Annotated in this window: 23 protein-coding genes and 2 pseudogenes; 12 read left to right on the top strand and 13 right to left on the bottom strand. The window is 61.6% G+C overall.

Annotation, left to right across the window (positions count from 1 at the left end; translation table 11 throughout):
* Positions 1-126: 126 nt before the first annotated feature.
* A complete protein-coding gene (locus J0663_RS00525; protein WP_207242556.1) occupies positions 127-1,710 on the top strand; it encodes a Na+/H+ antiporter in 1,584 nt (527 codons plus the stop codon).
* Between the two features lie 387 nt (positions 1,711-2,097).
* Positions 2,098-2,520, top strand: a complete 423-nt coding sequence (locus J0663_RS00520) for a TIGR02594 family protein (protein ID WP_207242555.1) — start codon at positions 2,098-2,100, stop codon at positions 2,518-2,520.
* 100 nt (positions 2,521-2,620) lie between these two features.
* Here the strand turns inward: J0663_RS00520 and J0663_RS00515 are convergent, their stop codons facing one another.
* The 3 genes from J0663_RS00515 to J0663_RS00505 form a co-directional block, all read right to left on the bottom strand.
* Positions 2,621-3,175, bottom strand: coding sequence for a hypothetical protein (locus J0663_RS00515; RefSeq protein WP_246590340.1), 555 nt, complete (start codon positions 3,173-3,175; stop codon positions 2,621-2,623).
* Between the two features lie 119 nt (positions 3,176-3,294).
* Positions 3,295-4,698, bottom strand: coding sequence for a pyridoxal phosphate-dependent decarboxylase family protein (locus J0663_RS00510; RefSeq protein WP_207242554.1), 1,404 nt, complete (start codon positions 4,696-4,698; stop codon positions 3,295-3,297).
* 102 nt (positions 4,699-4,800) lie between these two features.
* Entirely contained in the window at positions 4,801-5,778 is a 978-nt protein-coding gene (locus tag J0663_RS00505) for a LysR family transcriptional regulator (RefSeq protein WP_207242553.1), read from the bottom strand.
* 97 nt (positions 5,779-5,875) lie between these two features.
* On the opposite strand from J0663_RS00505, the gene J0663_RS00500 reads away from it, so the two are divergent.
* The 3 genes from J0663_RS00500 to J0663_RS31105 are packed head-to-tail and all read left to right on the top strand — an operon-like array spanning position 5,876 to position 6,858.
* Positions 5,876-6,388, top strand: a complete 513-nt coding sequence (locus J0663_RS00500; protein ID WP_207242552.1) for a YybH family protein — start codon at positions 5,876-5,878, stop codon at positions 6,386-6,388.
* A gap of 45 nt (positions 6,389-6,433) precedes the next feature.
* Positions 6,434-6,643, top strand: a complete 210-nt coding sequence (locus J0663_RS31110; protein ID WP_246590339.1) for a hypothetical protein — start codon at positions 6,434-6,436, stop codon at positions 6,641-6,643.
* Entirely contained in the window at positions 6,640-6,858 is a 219-nt protein-coding gene (locus J0663_RS31105; protein ID WP_246590338.1) for a nuclear transport factor 2-like protein, read from the top strand. The genes J0663_RS31110 and J0663_RS31105 overlap by 4 nt, the downstream gene beginning before the upstream one ends.
* A 9-nt stretch (positions 6,859-6,867) precedes the next feature.
* On the opposite strand, the pseudogene J0663_RS31100 reads toward J0663_RS31105, so the two are convergent.
* Positions 6,868-7,006, bottom strand: a pseudogene (locus tag J0663_RS31100) (phytanoyl-CoA dioxygenase family protein); the annotation flags it as partial.
* Positions 7,007-7,403: 397 nt separating this feature from the next.
* On the opposite strand from J0663_RS31100, the gene J0663_RS00490 reads away from it, so the two are divergent.
* The 4 genes and pseudogenes from J0663_RS00490 to J0663_RS00480 all read left to right on the top strand — a co-directional run.
* Positions 7,404-7,664: a hypothetical protein gene (locus J0663_RS00490; protein WP_311043606.1), complete on the top strand. Its 261-nt coding sequence runs from the start codon at positions 7,404-7,406 to the stop codon at positions 7,662-7,664.
* A 338-nt stretch (positions 7,665-8,002) separates the two neighbouring features.
* Entirely contained in the window at positions 8,003-8,524 is a 522-nt protein-coding gene (locus J0663_RS00485) for a GNAT family N-acetyltransferase (RefSeq protein ID WP_207242550.1), read from the top strand.
* Between the two features lie 113 nt (positions 8,525-8,637).
* A complete protein-coding gene (locus J0663_RS31790) occupies positions 8,638-8,763 on the top strand; it encodes a hypothetical protein (protein ID WP_375337261.1) in 126 nt (41 codons plus the stop codon).
* A pseudogene (locus tag J0663_RS00480) lies at positions 8,717-8,917 on the top strand (ornithine cyclodeaminase family protein); the annotation flags it as partial. The gene J0663_RS31790 and the pseudogene J0663_RS00480, both read left to right, overlap by 47 nt.
* Before the next feature lie 33 nt (positions 8,918-8,950).
* On the opposite strand, the gene dapB reads toward J0663_RS00480, so the two are convergent.
* The 3 genes from dapB to J0663_RS00465 all read right to left on the bottom strand — a co-directional run bounded on the left by dapB (position 8,951) and on the right by J0663_RS00465 (position 10,448).
* On the bottom strand, positions 8,951-9,733 hold the full coding sequence (gene dapB, locus J0663_RS00475; protein ID WP_207242549.1) for a 4-hydroxy-tetrahydrodipicolinate reductase: 783 nt from the start codon (positions 9,731-9,733) through the stop codon (positions 8,951-8,953).
* Positions 9,734-9,852: 119 nt separating this feature from the next.
* Positions 9,853-10,215, bottom strand: a complete 363-nt coding sequence (locus tag J0663_RS00470) for a hypothetical protein (RefSeq protein ID WP_207242548.1) — start codon at positions 10,213-10,215, stop codon at positions 9,853-9,855.
* Positions 10,216-10,232: 17 nt separating this feature from the next.
* Entirely contained in the window at positions 10,233-10,448 is a 216-nt protein-coding gene (locus J0663_RS00465; RefSeq protein WP_207242547.1) for a hypothetical protein, read from the bottom strand.
* 330 nt (positions 10,449-10,778) lie between these two features.
* Between J0663_RS00465 and J0663_RS00460 the strand changes: the two genes are divergently transcribed.
* Positions 10,779-11,252, top strand: a complete 474-nt coding sequence (locus J0663_RS00460) for a VOC family protein (RefSeq protein WP_207242546.1) — start codon at positions 10,779-10,781, stop codon at positions 11,250-11,252.
* Positions 11,253-11,278: 26 nt separating this feature from the next.
* Here J0663_RS00460 and J0663_RS00455 read toward each other — a convergent pair whose 3' ends face one another.
* Positions 11,279-11,680, bottom strand: a complete 402-nt coding sequence (locus J0663_RS00455; protein ID WP_207244387.1) for a GFA family protein — start codon at positions 11,678-11,680, stop codon at positions 11,279-11,281.
* 214 nt (positions 11,681-11,894) lie between these two features.
* Between J0663_RS00455 and J0663_RS00450 the strand changes: the two genes are divergently transcribed.
* Positions 11,895-13,775: an ABC transporter ATP-binding protein gene (locus tag J0663_RS00450; protein WP_207242545.1), complete on the top strand. Its 1,881-nt coding sequence runs from the start codon at positions 11,895-11,897 to the stop codon at positions 13,773-13,775.
* Positions 13,776-14,009: 234 nt separating this feature from the next.
* Here the strand turns inward: J0663_RS00450 and J0663_RS00445 are convergent, their stop codons facing one another.
* The 3 genes from J0663_RS00445 to J0663_RS00435 all read right to left on the bottom strand — a co-directional run bounded on the left by J0663_RS00445 (position 14,010) and on the right by J0663_RS00435 (position 16,527).
* Positions 14,010-14,786: a phosphodiester glycosidase family protein gene (locus tag J0663_RS00445; protein ID WP_207244386.1), complete on the bottom strand. Its 777-nt coding sequence runs from the start codon at positions 14,784-14,786 to the stop codon at positions 14,010-14,012.
* A gap of 125 nt (positions 14,787-14,911) precedes the next feature.
* Positions 14,912-15,085 (bottom strand): hypothetical protein, encoded by a 174-nt coding sequence (locus J0663_RS00440; protein WP_207242544.1) that lies wholly within the window; start codon positions 15,083-15,085, stop codon positions 14,912-14,914.
* 227 nt (positions 15,086-15,312) lie between these two features.
* The gene (locus tag J0663_RS00435; protein ID WP_207242543.1) at positions 15,313-16,527 is read right to left on the bottom strand and encodes an argininosuccinate synthase; all 1,215 of its coding nucleotides are present in this window, start codon (positions 16,525-16,527) and stop codon (positions 15,313-15,315) included.
* 124 nt (positions 16,528-16,651) lie between these two features.
* Between J0663_RS00435 and J0663_RS00430 the strand changes: the two genes are divergently transcribed.
* The gene (locus J0663_RS00430) at positions 16,652-17,119 is read left to right on the top strand and encodes an Lrp/AsnC family transcriptional regulator (protein ID WP_207242542.1); all 468 of its coding nucleotides are present in this window, start codon (positions 16,652-16,654) and stop codon (positions 17,117-17,119) included.
* Between the two features lie 185 nt (positions 17,120-17,304).
* Here J0663_RS00430 and J0663_RS00425 read toward each other — a convergent pair whose 3' ends face one another.
* A complete protein-coding gene (locus tag J0663_RS00425; protein ID WP_207244385.1) occupies positions 17,305-18,303 on the bottom strand; it encodes a DUF808 domain-containing protein in 999 nt (332 codons plus the stop codon).
* Positions 18,304-18,476: 173 nt separating this feature from the next.
* Positions 18,477-19,289 carry a hypothetical protein gene (locus tag J0663_RS00420; protein ID WP_207242541.1) on the bottom strand — a complete coding sequence of 271 codons (813 nt, stop codon included), beginning with the start codon at positions 19,287-19,289 and terminating at the stop codon, positions 18,477-18,479.
* Positions 19,290-19,312: the final 23 nt, after the last annotated feature.

The raw sequence follows: 19,312 nt of genomic DNA, 5'->3' as shown, positions 1-19,312 counted from the left end.
GTGACAAAAAGACTACCAGTGCTGGGCTGGCATGGACGCCGCGACAAGTTCAGGATGAATCAATTTTGATCCAGGAAATTCTGTAGTAGGCGTCCGAAATCAACTTCTAAGCTGGAGCAGAGGCAGATGGAACCTACCCAATTGTTCGAGCTGGTCATTGCGATGTTTCTCGCGATCATCGCCCTGCATTATGCCGCCCACAGGCTGCGATTGCCGCCATCCGTGGCGCTCTTGGCCGGGGGCGCCTTGCTGGCCTTCGTTCCGGGGCTGCCGGCGATATCGGTCGATCCCGGGCTGGTGCTCGTCATCTTCCTGCCGCCTCTCTTGATGGACGGCGCCTGGGCCATCGCTTTGGTGCGGCTGCGGCGCCATATGATCGGCATCGCCTCGTTGGCGGTCGGAGCGGTGTTCTTCACCTGCGCCGTGGTGGCCGTCGTCACCCATCTTCTCTTTCCATCGCTTCCCTGGGCCGCCTGCGCGGCGCTCGGCGCGATCGTTTCGCCGCCGGACGCGGTGTCGGCGCGGGCGGTGCTGGAACGTGTAAGGTTGCCGCGGCGGCTGCAGATCTTGCTGGAAGGCGAGAGCTTGCTCAACGACGCGAGCGGCCTCGTTCTCTTCCGTTTTGCCGTTGCCGCCGCGGCAACGGGAGCCTTCAGCGCCGGTGAGGCGGCCGGCAGCCTCTTTGTGCTGGCGCTCGGCGGCGCCGTCGTCGGCGTCGTCGTGGGCACGGCATGGGTCAAATTCGTCCGGCGGCTCGGCGACGAATATCTCATCATTGCGGCCACCGTGCTGCTTGCCTGGATTTCCTATCTGCTCGGCGAGTTGCTGCATGTCTCCGGCGTTATCGCCACCGTGACCACCGGTCTGATCGCGTCCTGGCACCAGCATACCGTGTTTTCGGCCGCAACCCGCATGCGCGGCACGTCGTTCTGGACCGTGATGATCTTCCTGATGGAGGCTTCGGTCTTCACCTTGATCGGGCTGTCGCTCCGCGACGTGGTCGAACGCGGCGGCGGTTTCGCCACGCTGATCGCCACCATGGGGCTGCCGATGCTGGCGATCCTCGTGACGCTGGTGATCGCGCGGTTTGCCTGGGTCTTCGGCTCCGATCTCGTCATCCGTCTCTGTGCTGCGCTGGGCTTCACGCGGGTCCGGCCGCTGGGCGTCGGCGGCGCCACCGTTCTCAGCTGGGCGGGCGTGCGCGGCGTAGTAACGCTCGCCCTGGCACTCAGCCTGCCCGGGGAATTCCCCGGTCGTGACTTCATCCTCGCAACATCATTTACCGTCATTCTCGGTACCGTACTCGTGCAGGGAACGACATTGGGACGGATTATCGGCTGGGCGCGGCTGGTGGAACCGGAGACAGAAAGAGCGCGTCTCACTATGAGCCAGGCCGAAGCCGCCATGGCACAGGCGCAGCTGGGCACCGTGCAAGATCTGGCATATGACGCCGATGGAAACCTAATCCACCCTCAATTGCTGGAGCGATACCAGCGCAGAGCCACGGCGATCGTCGATTACGCCGCGAGAACGGAGCATTATATCCCGGTGCTGCATGCGCATTTCGACGTCGTTCTCGAGGCGGTTGCAACCGGACGCCGCGAACTCATTCGTCTCCACCGTGCCGGTGACATCGATGACGAGACGTTGCAGGAACTGGAACGGGATCTCGATCTTGAGGAACTAAGCGCGATCTCAGCCAAGGCCTGATTTCGTCGACCACGCCCGATCGAAGCCGACGGGCACTAATATTTTCTCCGAATGCGGAAGTATTCGAGGCAGCGGTCCCGAATATAGATCGCATCATCAATCGTGTCGCAACCGCCGCGTCACCGCGATGCTTTGCGGACGGGCCGTGCGGAAACCCCTTATGGCACCGGCTCAGCATCGTGAATGGGGCGGTTTAAGGCGTTACCCCCTCATCTGATTTCGGGGCGATGTCGCAGGCTGCGCAAAGTCTTGTTTCGATCAATTCTCAAAAATTACGCGGTTAAATTGCTTCTAATTGCCGCCATGATTTAAATATACGTTCTCGCCGCGATTTTTTCTTCGCCACATTTCGGATGTTGCAAATTATCCAAACAATGGTGAGAAACAATGAAAATTATTCTCGTCATAGCCCTCACGGTTTTTGCCGTACCGTGTGAGGCCGACATGCTCGTCACGGCTTCCAAATACAATCGCATGCACGAACGCTCCATCTCCTTTCTCGGCGTCAACCCCCGCAGAACGTCCTGGTGCGGCGCTTTCCTCGCCTTCGTTGCCAAACGATCGTCCCGCCAGCCGCCGGCCAATCCCAATATGGCAGTTTCCTGGAAAAGTTTTGGCAAGCCGGTTTTCTTCCGCTCGGTGAGGCGGGGAGACGTCGTTGTCATCCGAAGCGGCAGGCGGTTCCATGTCAGCTTGTTCGACCACTTCGATCAGCGACGCCAGTACGTCTATCTGTTCGGTGGAAATCAATCCAATCGGGTCCAGCTGTCGCGCTACCGCGCCAGCTCGGTGGTCGCCGTTCGACGATGAATCCGGAAATTTTTCTCTCCGCTGAATTCGAATGAACCCAACGGTTTAGCGGCGATCTGAAGCGGGGTGGTGGTGGCCACCAAAATTGCCGCGCCGGCCGTCAGTCTCCCCCGTCTACCGCGCAAAGCACGCCCTTAACGGGGATGGTGGCCAGCCTTTCGCGCTTGATATCGAACCTCCAGGCTTTGACCACATTCTCGGATTGATAGGAGCCGTCCGGCTGCTCCGCCATCCTGCCGAGCGCAAAGACAGCGGCATCAGGAAATTGGCTCGACAAGCAATAGGCGGGCAGCAAAAGTTCGTGGCGGGGCGACGGCTTTGAAATCGTCACATGGTCGACTGCGGTCCAGACGGGAAGATTTCCATTCATGCCGGTCTGGCGCCGGAGCACCAGCGAGAGTTTTGCGCCGCATTTGAGCTCTACCGCCGCATAGGCCGGGCCTCCGGCCGCTCCCGATAGAGTGATTCCGCCGACTTCCACGCAAACGTTCGCGGGAGGAGGCGTGGATTTTCCCCGCGCCTCACTGGCATGGCCGGCGGCGGGGATCAGGGCGAGATGAGCGGCAATCGCCAGGAGATATCCTGACATCGGAAAACCGTTGGAGCGTGAAGCGAGGCGAAGGTAGTGCTGCCCCAACGATCGTGAGCTATTCATATCCGTCCCCATTGCGATCGGGAGTGAAACAGGGGTGCATCTGTTTCCTCAATTCTGAAGAGAGGACCGTAATCCTGCTCGGGTAGGTGTCAATAGTTGATGCTGCGGGTGGAAGAACGTCAGCCGCGGCCGGCGCTTCTGAATGCGGCGATGATGCTGTCCGCCGCCAGCCGCGCCTCGTCGGCATTCGTCTGAAAATTGGTGACGGAGAGGCGCAGGACGTCGCGGCCGCGCCATTTGGCGCCGCCGGCGAAGAGGGTGGCGTCTTGGCGGATCTTTTCGATGGTCTTGCGTGTGATCGCGTCGCTTTCATTGTCCGGGCGGTCGGTGGCGAAGCGGAGGATGAGCTGGTTCAGCGCGACCTCGTTCAAGATGGTGATGCCGGGTTCGCGCGCGAGATGTTCGGCGAGCAGCCGGGCGGAGGCGCAGCATTGATCGATGAGGGCGGCGATGCCGTCGCGGCCGAGATGTTTCAGCATCGCCCAGGTGGCGAAGCCGCGGGCGCGCCTGGAAAGCTCCGGCACGTAATGGGAGGGGTCGCGCTCGCCTTCGGCCGCGAGCGGCAGGTAGCTTGCGGCGATCGTCATGGAGCGGCGGTGGGCAAGCTCGTCGCGCACGATCGCATAGCCGCAGTCATAGGGCGTCTGCAGCCACTTGTGGCCGTCGGTCGCCCAGCTGTCGGCCGCCTCGACGCCGCGGCTGAGATGGCTGAATTTCTCCGATGCCTGCGCCCAGAGGCCGAAGGCGCCGTCGATATGCACCCAGGCGCCCTTTTCCTTGAGCGTCGGGATGAGGCGGGTGAAATCGTCGAAGCCGCCGGTATTGATCTGTCCGGCCTGCAGAATGGCGATGCAGGGGCCGCCGAACGAAGCAAGCGCGCCGGTGAGGGAGGCCGGATCGATCCGGCCCATTGCATCGGTCGGCAGGCGCAGCACGCGGTCATGGCCGAGGCCGAGGAATTGCAGGGCGGAGAAGACGGTGGTGTGCGCGTCGTCGCCGATCAGAACGGTGATTTCAGGCGCGCCGAACAGGCCCCTGGCGTCGGCATCCCAGCCGGCCCGGCGCAGCACCTCGCCGCGGGCGGCGGCAAGGCAGGTGAAATTGGCGACCGTCGCGCCGGTGACGAAGCCGACGGAGCTTTCGGCCGGCAGCTTCAGGATGTCGAGAAGCCATCGCGACGCGATGGTTTCGACGGCCGCGGCGGCCGGGGCGGCGACATGGTTTCCGGCATTCTGGCCCCAGGCGCTGGTCAGGAAATCGGCGGCGACTCCGACCGGATGGGAGCCGCCGATGACCCAGCCGAAGAAGCGCGGGCCGGTCATGAGATGCAGTCCGGGCTCGGCGTCGGCAGCGAGCTGCCGGATGACATCGGTCATATCGGCGCCGGCTTTCGGCAGCGGCTCGTCGAAGGCGGCAAGGGAAGCGGCATAGTCGTGCCGGGGTACATGGCGGGCAGGGGCGCGCTCGCGAAAGGCGGCCGCAAGCCGGGCGGCTTCCTGAAAAAGAGATGCGATTGCCGACATGCGGGGTCCCCTCAGCCGAGCGCCCGCCGGTCCCCGGGGACCGCCTCCAAGCAAGCTGCCGGCGCGGTCAGTTTAGAACTTTTCGCCACTGGATTGAAGGGCTCAGATGCCGGCGGAGGATCGGGCGGTCGGCGACAGCGGCGGCGGTGCTTGCTCGAGGATGGCCAGCAGCCAGGCGACGCCCGCATCCATCAGGGCGACCTTAGGGAGAATAGCATTGATGCGAAATCGCGTGAGCTCCAGCGGCGCATCGACGCTTTCCACGCCGAAGCGCGCCGCATGCATGGCGGCAAACCGCCTCGGCAGGGCGCAGATGAGATCGGTGGCGGCAAGGATGGCGAGCGCGAACATGAAATTCGGCACGGTCAGCGCGACGCGGCGCGCGCGGCCAAGCCTCGCCAGCGCCTCGTCAACGAAGCCATGGGGATCGCCGCCGAGCGAGACGACCAGATGCTCCAGCTCGCAATATCGCGCAAGCGTCGGCGCGGCGGCGAAGGTATGGCCGGCGCGCATCGCCACGACGAAATCCTCATCGTAAAGCCCGCTCACATGGAAACGCTCGGGAATATGCCCCGTGGGGATGACGGCAATGTCGGTCAGGCGGTCGTCGAGATCGGCGAAGGCGCCGCGCCAGGCCCGCTCGGGCGCGCTTTCGTTCGGGGCCGGCAGCAGCTGGCGGATGCCGATATCGATGCCGGGCGCGACGTGGGCAAGCTCGGCTAGAAGAGGCGCCAGCAGCACGGCCGAAATGCCGTCGGGTGCGCCGATCGTGAAGCGGCGCGTCGATGTGGCGGGATCGAAGGGTTCGGCGGCCGACAGGATATTGCGCACGCCGGCGAGCACATCGGCGATCGGGGCTGCCAGCTCCAATGCCCGCGCCGTCGGCACCACACCCTTCGGTGTGCGCAGGAAGAGCGGATCGTTCAGCAGCCGCCGCAGCCGGCCAAGCCCATGGCTGACGGCCGAAGAGGTGAGGTTCAGCCGCTCGGCCGCGCGCCCGACATGACGCTCCTCCAGCACCGCCTCGAAGAGGACGAGGAGGTTGAGATCCGTCCGCGAGAGGTCAGCCAGATTCAGCATATTGCTGAAATCATATCATTGGATTCAGCGCGGCTGAAGTGGGACTGTCCGGCAGACCGCAGCAAGCGGCCGTCCGCATCGCCGAAGGAGCAAGCTCATGGCATCGCCATCCCGTTTACAACAGGCCGAAATTTGCATCACCGATAGGGCCTGCGCCGAACTCATCCGCCAAACAGAAGAGGCGAATGCGGCGCTGATGCGCGGCGATATCGCGTCCTACCGCGCGCTGAATCCGCATGCGGCCGATTACACGCTGATGTCTCCCTTCGGCGGGCGGCCGACGCACGAGGCCGAGCTGACGGAGGAGCGCTGGCAGGCGGTCGGCCGCTTCTTTTCGAACGGCACCTTCGAGCAGGAGATCGTGCAGGCCTATGGCTCGGCCGATATGATCGTGCTGGCGCTCATCGAGCGATGCTGCGTCGAGGCCGGTGGCCTGCCGATGCAGGACTGGGCGCTCCGCGTCACCTTGGTCTATCGCCGGGAGGGCTCGGAATGGCTGCTGGCGCACCGTCATGCCGACCCGCTTGCCAACGGCATCAGCCTGGAACAGGCGGCTGCGCTGGGGCGCAAGCCAGAAAATCAGGAAATGGGTGGCGGCAAGAAGTCGTGACGCGTAATCAGCGGCCATCTGCCTGACACGAAGGAGATGGCCCTGATGAGCGATGTCGACAAACGAAACACACCCATGGAACTATTGAACCCGATGTTCCAGCTCGAACTGGAGTTTCTTGCCTCCGACAAGGCTGACGATCGGGCGCTCGCTAGGGCATTTCATCCCGATATGATCGTCACGAGCCTGCGTTACTGCCCTATTGCGGCGAGTGGAAGGGCTTGGCGGGCATCGCTTCCCTGCTGCGGAAGATGAGTGAAGTCTGGAGCGATATCGCGATGGAAGATCTTGCGGCTGCTCAATCCGACGATCGGATCTTCATGACATGCACGCTGCAGCTCACCTCGCGGGCGACCGGCGCCGTCATCAGGCAGCCATTCGCCGAGGTCCTGCGCTTCGATGAGGGGTTGCTGCTGGACGGCACGCCCTATTACTTCGATACGGCCGAAATCGTCAGGGAGATTCAATAGCGGACAGTCCTACAGCATGTCCCCAAGGCTCCAGTGGTTGTTTCCAGCGGGGCGTCGATTTCGTCATCGACGTTCTGGTAGCGGATGTCGACGGAGAGGCGGAGCCGCCGACGCGGACCTTATTGGTGGTGGTGGCGTTGATCATGTGTGAAGGCCTTCCAGCTTCGGACGCGTGCTCCAGGCCGAGCAACTGTTCGCCACCGCGGATGAGAAGATCGAAACCGTCGCAGCCATGTCGGCACTTCCGGATGAGATACACGCGAGGTTGAGATATTGCGGTGCACGGCCATGGCCGAGTTCTCGCGTTTTCCGAGACGCTTGGGACAAATCGAGCATTACGGGAGATCGTTGATTATTTTCTCCAATAACGCCTTATTTTATGCTGTCTATTTCTGAAATTTTCGGGGTTTTGTTAAAATCTATTGCCTTATCAACAAGTATCCATCAATGATGGACGAAATATCATTCGCGCCGCTGTCAAGGTTGCTCGGCCGACCAGCGAGGGATATGCACTGAAATATTTCATTATCTACGCGCTGGTGTGCGTGGCCATCGGGATAGTTCTTCTCGTCGTCATCCGTCAGATCGCGCCGTCCAACACGGAAAGGCCAAGCGACCAGACGGCCTTCGATCCGGCCGAGCAGCCGGATGATCTGGTCGTGCGCTCGACCCGCGAACCGGCGTCGGGGGCGGGTGACAAGCAGCCAACCCAGGACCCAGCCGTCCGCACCGATCAATGGGATCTCCGGCCCACCGGCGAACCGACTGTGCGCAAGGGCGGCCGGGTGGGAACTCCGGCGCAGTGACTGGAGGCCCGCCCGCTTCGTCTTCGAGCCTTCTGAGGGGCCACTTGAGGGTGAGGCTCGTGTGAGCGCGAGATACTTCCTCGTTTCCTAGGGTCGAGGCTCAATCAGTCCAGCTCGCAAGCTTCAAATGTAGTCAGCACCCTGGCCATCCTGAAGATAGCCGAACACGCGAAAACCTTCGGGCGTTTCCTCGGCACATGAACTTTCCTGAGTGCGGATCGGACAAGTTCACGTTGACTGGGTGTTTCGACGTGGGGCCGAAATCGAACTCATCACTTCCGGGTTGCATCAGCCGTACTCGGCTGCGATGACATAGCTTCTATATCCGGGAGGTGGCGATGGATGCAGGCGGCGTGACGATCAGGCTCATCGGGGCAGACGAGGTGGAGGCCTTCCGGACTATCCGCCTGGAATCGCTTCGCGCCGATCCAGCCTCTTTTGCCAGTCGCTATGAAGACTGGGAGGTGCTCTCTCTCGAGGAGTGGCGCGAACGGCTGAACGAGCCGGTTTTCATCGCCTTCCAGGAGGGCGAGCCGGTCGGCATTATGGGCCTGTTTCGGCAGCGGTCGAGCAAGATGGCTCACCGCGCCACGATCGTCATGGTCTATGTCCGCGCCGGCCTGCGCGGGACGGGCCTTGCGGTCATGCTCCTGGAGGCGATTTCCAATCACGCGCGCGACATCGGCATCCGCCAACTGGAGCTCTTCGTCAGCGCCGAAAACCCGGCGGCAATACGGTTCTATCAGCGCCAGGGTTTTGCCGAGATTGGCAGGATTCCCGGCGGCGTGCTGGAGGAGGGCAGGGAGATCGACGATGTGATGATGGCGCGGCGGGTGGCGGCATCCTCCAAGGCCCCTTGAGGTGCGAAGCCCATAGGGCGGAGCCCCGAAGCACGCGCCGCAGCGCTGCTCATCATCCTCTTGACCTCGAGCTGGGTTGGGGTTGCAGGATGCCGCTTGAATCGGAGATTGCAGTGATCAAAATCCTGAAGGACGAGGATCTCGACGACAGCGGGTTGATGGCGATCGCGATCGATGCGCTGGAGGTTGCTTACGCGCGCCTATGCCTCGCCCTTTTTCCTCGCGGGCTCCGGCAATGAGCACCGCATGGCCGATCTCGCCGACATCATTGCCGGGAGGGCGGCAGGGCGGGCATCACAGGCAGATATGTCGCTGTTCTGCTCGGTTGGCCTTGCCGGAACCGAAGTCGTCGTCGCCTCGGCTATTCTCGATGTCGTGAGCAAGCCTGCTTAGAAATTGATTCAAGGCTTTGTATTCAGCCGCTTCTCAGCGGCCGCCCGGCGCCAGTCCCAGCACATCCCGCATGCTGTATTCGCCCGGGGCGCGGCCTGCGAGCCAGCGGGCGGCGGCAAGCGCGCCGCGGGCGAACATGGCGCGGTCGAGGGCGGAATGGGAGAGCGTTATAACCTCCTCGGCGGCGGCGAAGAGGACGCTGTGCTCTCCGATGATGCCACCGGCGCGCAGCACCGCGAAGCCGATTTCGCCGGGCGGGCGCTTGCCGGTGATGCCGTCCCGAGCGCGTCGCTCGACGGAAGCGAGCGACACGCCGCGGCCGGCGGCGGCGGCATTGCCCAGCATTAGCGCCGTTCCGGACGGCGCGTCGATTTTCCGCGCGTGATGGGCCTCGAGGATTTCGATATCCCAACCCTCAGCGGGAAGGGCGCGCGCGGCCTGCTCGACGAGGCCAACCAGCATGTTGAGGCCAATGGAGAAATTGCCGGAGCGCAGGATAGGGACGCGGCCGGCGGCCTCGCCGATCCGCTCCAACTCGTCGGGCTCGAAGCCGGTTGCCCCGATGACCAGCGCCGGTCCGCCGGCCAACGCGCACAGGCCGGCGAGCTCTGCCGCCGCGCTGCCGGTGGTGAAGTCCAGGATCACATCCGCCACACCGATCGCGGCCGCACGATCGATCAGCCCCGCGCCCACAGAGCCCGGACGCCCGATGCCGCCGACGAAGGCAAAACCCGGATCGGCCCCCAGCAAGGACTGGATGGCGCGGCCCATCCGGCCGTTCGCACCGGCGACGGCGATTTTGACAGGTGAGGTCACGTTCTTTCCTTGTGGCGCTATCCACATTTACGGCGCGGAGGATCTGATCTCGCCACTACCGCAGTTCGGGACCGGTGCAAAGCCGGATTGCTGCCCGCGATGGCGCAGCAGAACACCGCTCATCGAAATAGTTCGGTTCTGTCTTGCCCGGCTGCTGAACCGCCAAAGCGCAGGAACAGCAAAACGAGCACGTAAACTAGGAGCACAATCGGCGTTTCCGCCACGATAGGAAGCAGGAGGAATCCGTCGCCAGGTCCGGACGCCTCGTCCGGCGCCGTGGTCGGCAGTGCCAATTCGCCCAAAACAAATGTCGACAGGAGCACCCACAGGAATGCGACTGCATGCGACATCCACCTGCGCCGCTTCATCCTGCGCGCAACGAAGATGGCCAAGAGAGGAGCCAGGATGTTCAGCACGAAGACAAGCGCAAGCGCAATGCCCGGCGGCAGGATCGTCGGGTAATGCGGATCGTATTCTAGCATGCTCGGCTCGCCCGATCCTACCAGTTGCCGGGGTCGGCAGTATGGTCGATGCTGGCGAATTCATCCGCCTTTTCCCGATCCAGCTTCACCTCCGTGGTTGCTTTCGTCTCATCGATGACCAGGTAGCGATCCGGGAGCGGTCCCTTTGAGAGTTCCTGATACAAGAGCAGGGCGGCCTCTTCCGCAGTATCAGCCTCAATCTCCCGGATGATGGATACGGTGAATTTGTGCATGGCTTCGGGCCTTTTCGATCGTCGCGCGATGTGCGGTCTGGACAGTCTGACACGGGTTTCGTTTGAAGGACACCAAAACCGCGCGCTTAAGAATTTGATTCATACGGCGGTCGTAGATCATTGTTCTTATGCAAGCTGTCGTGCCCGGACCGCCGCATGTCGGCCTCGATATGCGCGCGTCCATGGGCCTCGGCTCCTGGAGCTGCCACCTCTCGCGTCGTTCCTGTGATTGGGAGTGGCAACTTCCCATGAAATAGCATGCGTGGCCTGGAGAATGATGGTTTGCCTCTTATGTCACTGGAAGGCGATTAAGAGCGAAAGGATCGCGCAATGGCAAAGAACACGATTTGCGTATGGTACGACAAGGAGGCGGAGGCTGCCGCCCACTTCTATGCCGCGACCTTTCCCGACAGCGAGGTTGGAGCCGTCATTCGCGCACCGGGAGATTACCCCGAGGGCAAGCAGGGAGACGTATTGGTCGTCGAATTCACCGTTGCGGGTGTCTCCTGCATCGGTCTGAACGGCGGTCCCGTATTCCAACACAACGAGGCTTTTTCATTTCAGATCGCAACCGACGATCAGGAAGAAACCGACCGCTATTGGAACGCCATCGTCGGCAATGGCGGCCAGGAGAGCGAATGCGGCTGGTGCAAGGACAGGTGGGGAGTGTCGTGGCAGATCACGCCGCGCGTGCTCTCAGAAGCGCTCGCGGCAGGCGGTGATCAGGCAAAGCGAGCTTTCGACGCGATGATGACCATGAAGAAAATCGACGTCGCGGCGATCGAGGCGGCCCGGCGCGGCTGAGCCGCTGATGCCGAGATGACTAGCTGTCAGAACCAGAGATCGCGCACGCAGCGTCCGTCGGATGCGAGATCCTCAAACGTGTTCAAGCCGTCGAAATGATCGATCGGCAGGTCGGCGACGAGATCCGGCGGCGCAAGCCGGATGTTGACGGCCATCCGGCGGCGGCCATCCTTTTGCAGGCGAAGGCCGCGCCAGCTGAGCACACAGGCGCAGGACGGGCAGAACAATATTTCGAGTGACGGGTTGTCTCTGCCGGATCGGGTGTAGGAGGCGGTTTCGCCGGCAAGCGCGATGCGCTCTCCTTCGTAATCATAGGCCCACAAAACGCCGTAGCGTCGGCAGAGGGTGCAGTTGCAGGCAGTGACCGAGCCGGGATCACCTTCGAGTGTCCAGCTCGTTTTGCCGCAATGGCATGATCCCCTCAGCATGAGCGCCGTTCCTGCTCCCTCTTCGAGGATCGCATCCTGCCCCAATCGCGCGGGGATCGCAATCGATGCTGCCGGCATTCCAAATCCGCTTTTGCAACACGCACGTTTGCAGGTTTTTCTGAAATTTCTAATTGAGATTGCATTCGGAAGATGATCCCATGCGGGCTCCCGCAGTCGAGTCTGCACCATCTCCCGATTTTGATACGAGCAGCCCATGGCGATTTCCGATGCGATCTATCGTCCCTTCGAAACCTGGATCCGGCCGCTTGACATTCCCTATCGGCCGCTGCCTTCCAAGGGGCCTGTGGCCGTCCTTTGGCATTTCATCCAAATGCTTCGGGGCGTCGTCATCGCCATGGCGCTCACATCGATGGCGGTCGAAGCGATCAACCTGACAATCATCTGGGGGCTGTCTGTAATCGTCGACGGCGTGACGACGCAGGGCGTCGAGCAGTTCGTTCAGAGCCGCTTTTTGCTGTTGGCATTTCTGGCTCTTCTGATCTTTCCGGTGATGCCTATTTTCTTCTACGTCACCAATATTCTGAACTCACATACGATCGGCATCAGCCTGCCGATCGCCATACAATGGCAAGGCCACAAGGCCATCGAACGGCAAGATCTCGCCTTCTTCCATGATCTTTTCGCCGGTCAGGTCGCATCTCGACTCGGCCAGGTGGCCAATGCGGTTCAGCAACAGATTCTCATCGGATTTCAAACGGCGCCACGCTTCCTCCTCCAGATTGTCGGCTCGGTTCTGCTTCTGCTCGCGGTGTCGTGGCAATTGGCGCTGCCGGTCATCGCCTGGGTGGTGGTCAATGTGCTGTTCACCGTCAAGGTCGTGCCCGAATTCACCGAGCGTTCCCGGCGCTCGGCAAAGCAGAACAGCCTGGTTTCGGGTGCGCTGACGGACATTTACGGCAACATTCAGATGGTCAAGCAGTTTGCCGCCGAAGACAGTGAGGCCGGCGCGCTCAGGAAGATCATGTCAAAGGCAGTGCATACGCTTCATCATGAGCAGCGCATCTACCGGACGACGGAGCTGGTTGTCATCAGCCTCAACATGCTGCTCTGGCTCGTCATGCTGGGGATCGGCTTCTGGGGTCTGTTTGACCGGTTTCTGACCGTGGGCGATTTCGTGGCGACGGTTTATATCCTCCAGCGCCTCTCAGCAGGGTCCTTCACCTTCCTTCAGATGGGCCAGCAGATTTTCAAGGCGCTCGGTACCATTAAGGACGCGATGCCCGTCCTGACGACGCCGCCGACGATCACCGACCGGCCGGATGCGGAAAGCCTCACGGTCAGCCGCGGGGAAATCCGCTTTGAAAAGGTCGGCTTTGCCTACAAGTCAGGCAAGCCCGTCATAAACGAATTGTCGCTGACGGTCCGGCCAGGCGAGAAGGTGGGCTTGGTTGGCCTCTCCGGCGCAGGCAAGACGACGCTCGCAAATCTGTTGCTGCGCTTCTATGACATCTGTGATGGTGCGATCCTGATTGACGGGAAGGATATTCGCGCGGTGACGCAGGCAAGTCTTCGCCGCGCCATCGGGGTCATCGCGCAGGACGTCGCGCTGCTGCACCGCTCCGTCGGCGACAACATCCGTTACGGCCGGCCGGAGGCGACAAGGCATGAGATCGAAGAGGTGGCAAAGATGGCGAGCGCCGATGGCTTCATTGCCGATCTTGCCGATGGAGAAGGACGTAAGGGCTATGACGCTTTCGTCGGCGATCGCGGCATCAAACTGTCAGGCGGCCAGCGGCAGCGCGTGGCGATCGCCCGCGTTCTGCTGAAGGACGCGCCGATCCTGGTGCTCGACGAGGCGACCTCCGCGCTCGACAGCGAATCCGAAGCCGCCATCCAGGAAAGGCTGAACCTCGTCATGGAGGGAAAGACGGTGATCGCCATCGCCCATCGCCTTTCGACCATCGCCAAGATGGATCGGATCATCGTGATCGATCGCGGACGCATCGTGGAAGAGGGCAGGCCGGAGGAACTGGTCGAACGGGAGGGGTTGTTTGCCCGCCTGTGGAAACGCCAAACCGGCGGTTTCATTCCCGAAGATATCGACGAACCATCGCCGGCCTCACCTGCGGCCTAGAGCGGCTGGTCTAAGGCTGAGATGCCATCAGCGAAGCAGCAGCAGGCCGCCGCCGATCAAGATCAGGGCCGGAGCCCGTCAGGCGCTCGATGCCGGCCTGAACCGCAGGAAAGCGGCGGATACGCAGGGGAGGCGATATAGACGCTGACGAGCGGTTGAGGTCGATATCGACGTCCGGCCAAATACAAAGGCGGGGTGACGAGATCGCGGAGCTCGATGAAGTTCCTTCGCTTCCTATTCCACCAGCCCGAAGATGGGGCCGTAGCCGCCGTGCCAGGAGCGGTCGTTGCGGCCCATGGCTGGATAGTAAAGCCCAACACCTCGTCCACCATCGAGAAACAGCGCGTCGTGGCATTTCAGCCGGTCGCGGAAGAGCCGCGCGAAATCGTAGAAATTGACCCCGTCTTCGCTGATCGCGAAGCGAACCGCACCGTCCGTGCAGACGCCGACCCCGCTTCGGCGGGTTCGGTCCGTCGACCCGGCGATGAAGATCGGGTTCAGCTTATCGGCGATGACGAGCATCGGGCCGGACTGCGTGGCGAACCGCACCTTGGGCGCGCGCTTTAGAAACTCCCCGGTCGGAAGTATGCCGGCGTCTGCTTCGCCAAGAAAGAACACGCCGTTCGGCTTCTTGTAGAAATTCGGGACCCGACCGAGAGAGCCTCCGGCCTCTGCCGTATTGGCAGGTTTCAATTCCTTGGAATTCTCGACATATAGGCCCATCGGCGAAAAATCGGCCCGGTACATGCCGGCGTTGACCGCCAGGGCCAGCCTCTTTCCCTCGGCGCCAATGACTTCGGCCAGGCTTGAAAAAGCGCGATATGGCTCACCATCGGCGTCCTTCCAGAACAGACGCAGGTCGGCTTTTCCCGGTTCCAGAGTGCAGATGACGTATGTCGCCTCGTCGAAAGTTTCCTGTTCGCATGGCTCGGCATGCGCTTGATCCAGGAACGTCATCATCGCAGCCAGCATCATGGCCGCGGCGAGCACGCCCTGTCTAAGATGGGACATTGCTGTCGGAGTGGTCATGACGCGGTATGAGTTTCCCATCGTGCGGCCGGGAGCACAGGTTCTCATCGCCGTCGGCAGCGCCCGGAACAGGAATTTTTTGCAGGAAAACCTCGGGAAATTCAATCCTACCAGGCGGTACGGGCAGTGCCGAGTGCTGTTGTATGAGAGGACGAGACGTGGGCGACGTGCGCCTTGAGCGACACGACACAGTTTCCGGGAAAGCTGAGTTTGTGCGCCGTCAAGTGCTTCAGCAACTCCTCCGCGTCGCGCTTTTCGGTCAACGGAAATGTCACAGTCATGCGAGTCCCTCCAAAGAACACACTGAGCATATGCGGAAGTTAATGGCTAAATTCTTTTGCGTCGCAACAAGAAAAATTCAAAGATAAAATTAAAATCGATTAGTTTTTTGGCCCGTTTTTTTAAAATCGTTTGAAATCGATTTGTGCGATTTCCCATGGGCGCGTTGATGGGCTCGGCTACGCGAGAATCCAACATGCGGCCCAACAGCAGCGGTAAGATCAGACGCTCATCGTCCATTGCGGACTGCCCAATTTCTAAGCCGTAATCCCTTGAGCCTGATGAAACCTTCGGCATCAAGATGGTCATAGGCGATCGAGCTTTCCTCGAAGGTGACGAGGTCGGCGGAATAGAGTGAGCAAGGCGAAGTACGAGAAATAACAGAGGCGCTTCCCTTATAGAGCCTCATCGTCACTTCGCCGCTGACGAAGGCCTGGCTTCGGTCGATCAGGGCTTGCAGCATGTCCCGCTCGGGTGCGAACCAGAGGCCGTTGTAGATCAGCTCGGCGTAGCGGGGCATGATCTCATCCTTCAGATGCATGGCGGCGCGATCGAGCGTGATCGATTCAATCCCGCGATGCGCGGTAAGAAGGATCGTTCCTCCCGGCGTCTCGTACACTCCCCTCGACTTCATGCCGATGCAACGGTTTTCAACCAGATCGAGCCGCCCGATGCCATGCCGGCCGCCCAATTCGTTGAGTTGTGTCAGCAATGCCGCCGGAGTCATGATCTGTCCGTCCAGGGAAACCGGGTCACCGTTCTCGAAACCGATGGTGACGATCTCGGGGGCATCGGGAGCGTCGATGGGATCGACTGTGCGCCGATAGATATGATCGGGTGCGACCTCCGCCGGATTTTCAAGAACCTTGCCTTCGGTCGAGGTGTGCAGGAGGTTGGCGTCGATCGAGAACGGCGCCTCGCCGCGCTTGTCGCTCGGCACGGGGATCCGATGCTTCCCGGCATATTCCAGAAGCTGCATGCGTGAGCGGATATTCCATTGGCGCCACGGAGCAATCACCTCGATCGACGGAGCGAGCGCATTGACGGCAAGCTCGAGCCGGATCTGGTCATTGCCTTTGCCTGTTGCACCATGGGCAACAGCATCCGCGCCAGCCTCCCGGGCAATGGCGACAAGATGCTTGGCAATCAGCGGCCGGGAGATCGAACTGCCGAGGAGATACTGCCCCTCATAGAGCGCGTTTGACCGCAGCATCGGAAAGACGAAGTCGCGGACGAATTCCTCACGCAGATCAACGATGCGGATGTCCTTGACTCCAAACATCGCCGCCTTTGCCCGCGCGGGTTCGAGTTCGTCGCCCTGGCCGAGATCGGCGGTGAAGGTCACGACCTCGCATCCGTAGGTCTCCTGCAGCCATTTGAGAATGACCGATGTATCCAGTCCGCCCGAATAAGCGAGCACGATCTTCTCTATCTTCCTTGCCATCAGCCGTCTCCATATTGACGACTGAAACGATAGGTCAAGTCACGCGCAATGAGCTTGCGAAACGTCCGAGAAATTGCGAAAATTTAGCATATCATGCCGATAGTGAATCAAAGAGAGCTATTAAATGCCAATCGCTCTAGACGCGATCGATCGTCATATCCTGCGCGTGCTTCAGCGCGATGGGCGTATCTCGAATGTCGATCTGGCGAAGGAGGTGGGGCTGTCGCCGTCACCCTGCCTGCGCCGGGTGCGGCTGCTTGAGGAGGCCGGCGTTATCGACCGCTATGTCGCCGTTCTGGATCCGGCGAAGGTCGGGGCGGGCCTGACGGTTTTTGCCCGCGTATGGTTCAAAACGCAGGACGCGGAGGTCACGCTGCGCTTTGCCGAAGCCGTCCGGCGGTTTCCCGAAGTGATGGAATGCTATCTAACGACGGGAGAATGCGATGCCGTCCTTCGGATCGTGACTGCCGACCTGCACAGCTACTGGCGTTTTCAGGCCGATCACCTGACCCGCATTCCAAGCGTCCTCAGCGTCAAAACCGATGTGCCGATGGAAACGCTGAAGCGGAGCTTCGAACTGCCGTTGCGGTAGCGCTTATGCATCGCGCCTTCCGAGCGTGCCGGGGGGTGCCAGCCCGTCTTCGAAACCTGGACGCAATTTTTGCCGTGCAGCGTTCCTATGATGAAAGGGATGCCGGTTGATGGCGACGGCATCGGCGACACATCTGGTCGGGCCGCGGGGTCTCGTTTGCCGCCGGGAGGTGAATGCTCCAAAACTCACGCGGTCCTCAACCTCCGCAGGCGCGCCACGCACCACTGCCATGCGGGCGCTACAGCATAGCCGACGGCCGGGATGGTCGCGAGCCCAAGGAGGATGCCGACGAGACCCGAACCGACAGCCTGGATCAGCCAGGAAACCAGGCCGCCAATGGCCGGCATAGCATGCGCAGCGCCTTCGCCTGCATCGTGGAGAAGATGGCTCAGCCAGGCGAAACCGAAGCTTTCGGCGCCGTGCACAATAATGCCGCCGCCGACCCAGATCATCGCCGCCGTCCCGATCAGGCCGAGCACCTTGAGAAGATAGGGCATGCCGTGCACCAGGCCGCGCCCCAGCACGCGTAGGACCGTGCCCGCCTGGGACGGGGAGGAGCGCCGGGCCAGCCATAAGCCAAAATCGTCCGCCTTCACGATCAAGGCGACGACGCCGTAAACGGCAGCGGTGATCAGGGTGCCGACCAAAGCGAGAACCAGCGCCTGCATCGCCAGACCGGTCTCGGGCAGGGAGCCGAGGGTGATCGCCATGATCTCTGCCGACAGGATGAAATCGGTCCTGATGGCGCTCGCAACCTTTTCGTCCTCGAAGGTCTTGGGATCGACGCTGATCGTCTCGAGTGCGTTCTCGTGGGCATGGGCCGCGTGCGGCACGACGAGTTCGTAGACCTTTTCGGCGCCTTCGTAGCAGAGGTAGAGCCCACCGAGCATGAGCAGCGGCGTCACAGCCTGCGGCAGGAGAAGGCTGAGGACGAGTGCGGCCGGCAGGAGGAACAGAAGTTTGTTCTTGAGAGAACCGGCAGCGATCCGTGCGATGATCGGCAGTTCGCGCGCCGCCGAAAGGCCGGTCACATAACGCGGCGTGACGGCTGCGTCATCGATTACGACACCGGCGGCTTTGGCGCCGGCTCTGCCCGCCTGGGCGACCACGTCGTCCAGAGAAGCAGCGGCCGCTTTCGCCAGCGCGGCGACATCATCAAGGAGGGCAATCAGGCCGACACTCACAAGCAAACCTCTCATTTAAGGACAATCGACGGCGAAGATATCCAATCGGGCGGCGGCCGGAAAGGGGCGCCCCGGGAGATGGTTGCTGCGCCTTGGTTCGGAACCGTTGGATGGAACTGTTGGAGCGGAAGATCTAGCGTATTTTCCGCAGCGTGCAAGCGAGCCGGCGGATCTCACTCAACCTGGATATGAATATGGTCGTCGTGGCGCGCGGCACGGCAGCCCTGGAAGCGGACATGGGCGTCAGTGATGCCGAGTGCGTTTTTGATATGCGGCTCGATGAAGATCTTCTGCAGGCCGAAGCGCGCCGCCCCTTCTGTCGTCAGCCAGGCGACCGCTGCCGCGGTGCGCTGCTCCTCGATCCGATAGGCCGGGAACAGCGGCTGCAGGGCATCAAAATCCCAACGCGTGGTGAGCCAGTCATGGCGGCCCGCGCAGGGCAGTTCGTCGCCCGCGGCGGGCTCCTCGAAGGCAAAATAGCCAATCGGGGAGCGCGTGGCGCCGTTCAGGAAGGCGCCATCGGCATCTTTGTAATAATAAGCGAAATCGAGCTTCTTTCCGTCGGCATGAGAGAGATGCGGCAGCAGCGGGAAACCGTTGACAAAGGGAAAGTTCGCATCCAGCGCGACAGTGACGGTGCCGGGAAATTGCTTATCCATATGGGTGGCGAGCGCTCTTGCCAGATCACTCAGTTCGGGCGTCACGTAGTTGCGATTGAGTGCGCAATAGATCGGCGAGCGGATGACCAGCGGATCGCCGGCGTCGGCGACGCAGGAAAGCGGGACCCGGCCGAACGTCGGCGCAGTGAGATTCGCGACGACGGTGGCGCCGGCGTAGAGCAGCAGGAAGAGCGCGAGCTTGGCCGGAAATCGGCGTATGCGCAAGGCGCGTACGACGGCAAGTGTGATCAGATAGACGACGCCGCCGATCTGGGTGAGCAGCGTCAGGATGACGACGATCAGGGCGTGGAGGATAAAGCAGAGCACTGGACAGCCTTGCGGACAGGAAG

Source organism: Rhizobium lentis, assembly GCF_017352135.1.
GTDB lineage: Bacteria > Pseudomonadota > Alphaproteobacteria > Rhizobiales > Rhizobiaceae > Rhizobium > Rhizobium lentis.
Note: the sequence above shows the minus strand (reverse complement) of the source record. Positions and strands in the feature narration are given on the sequence as shown.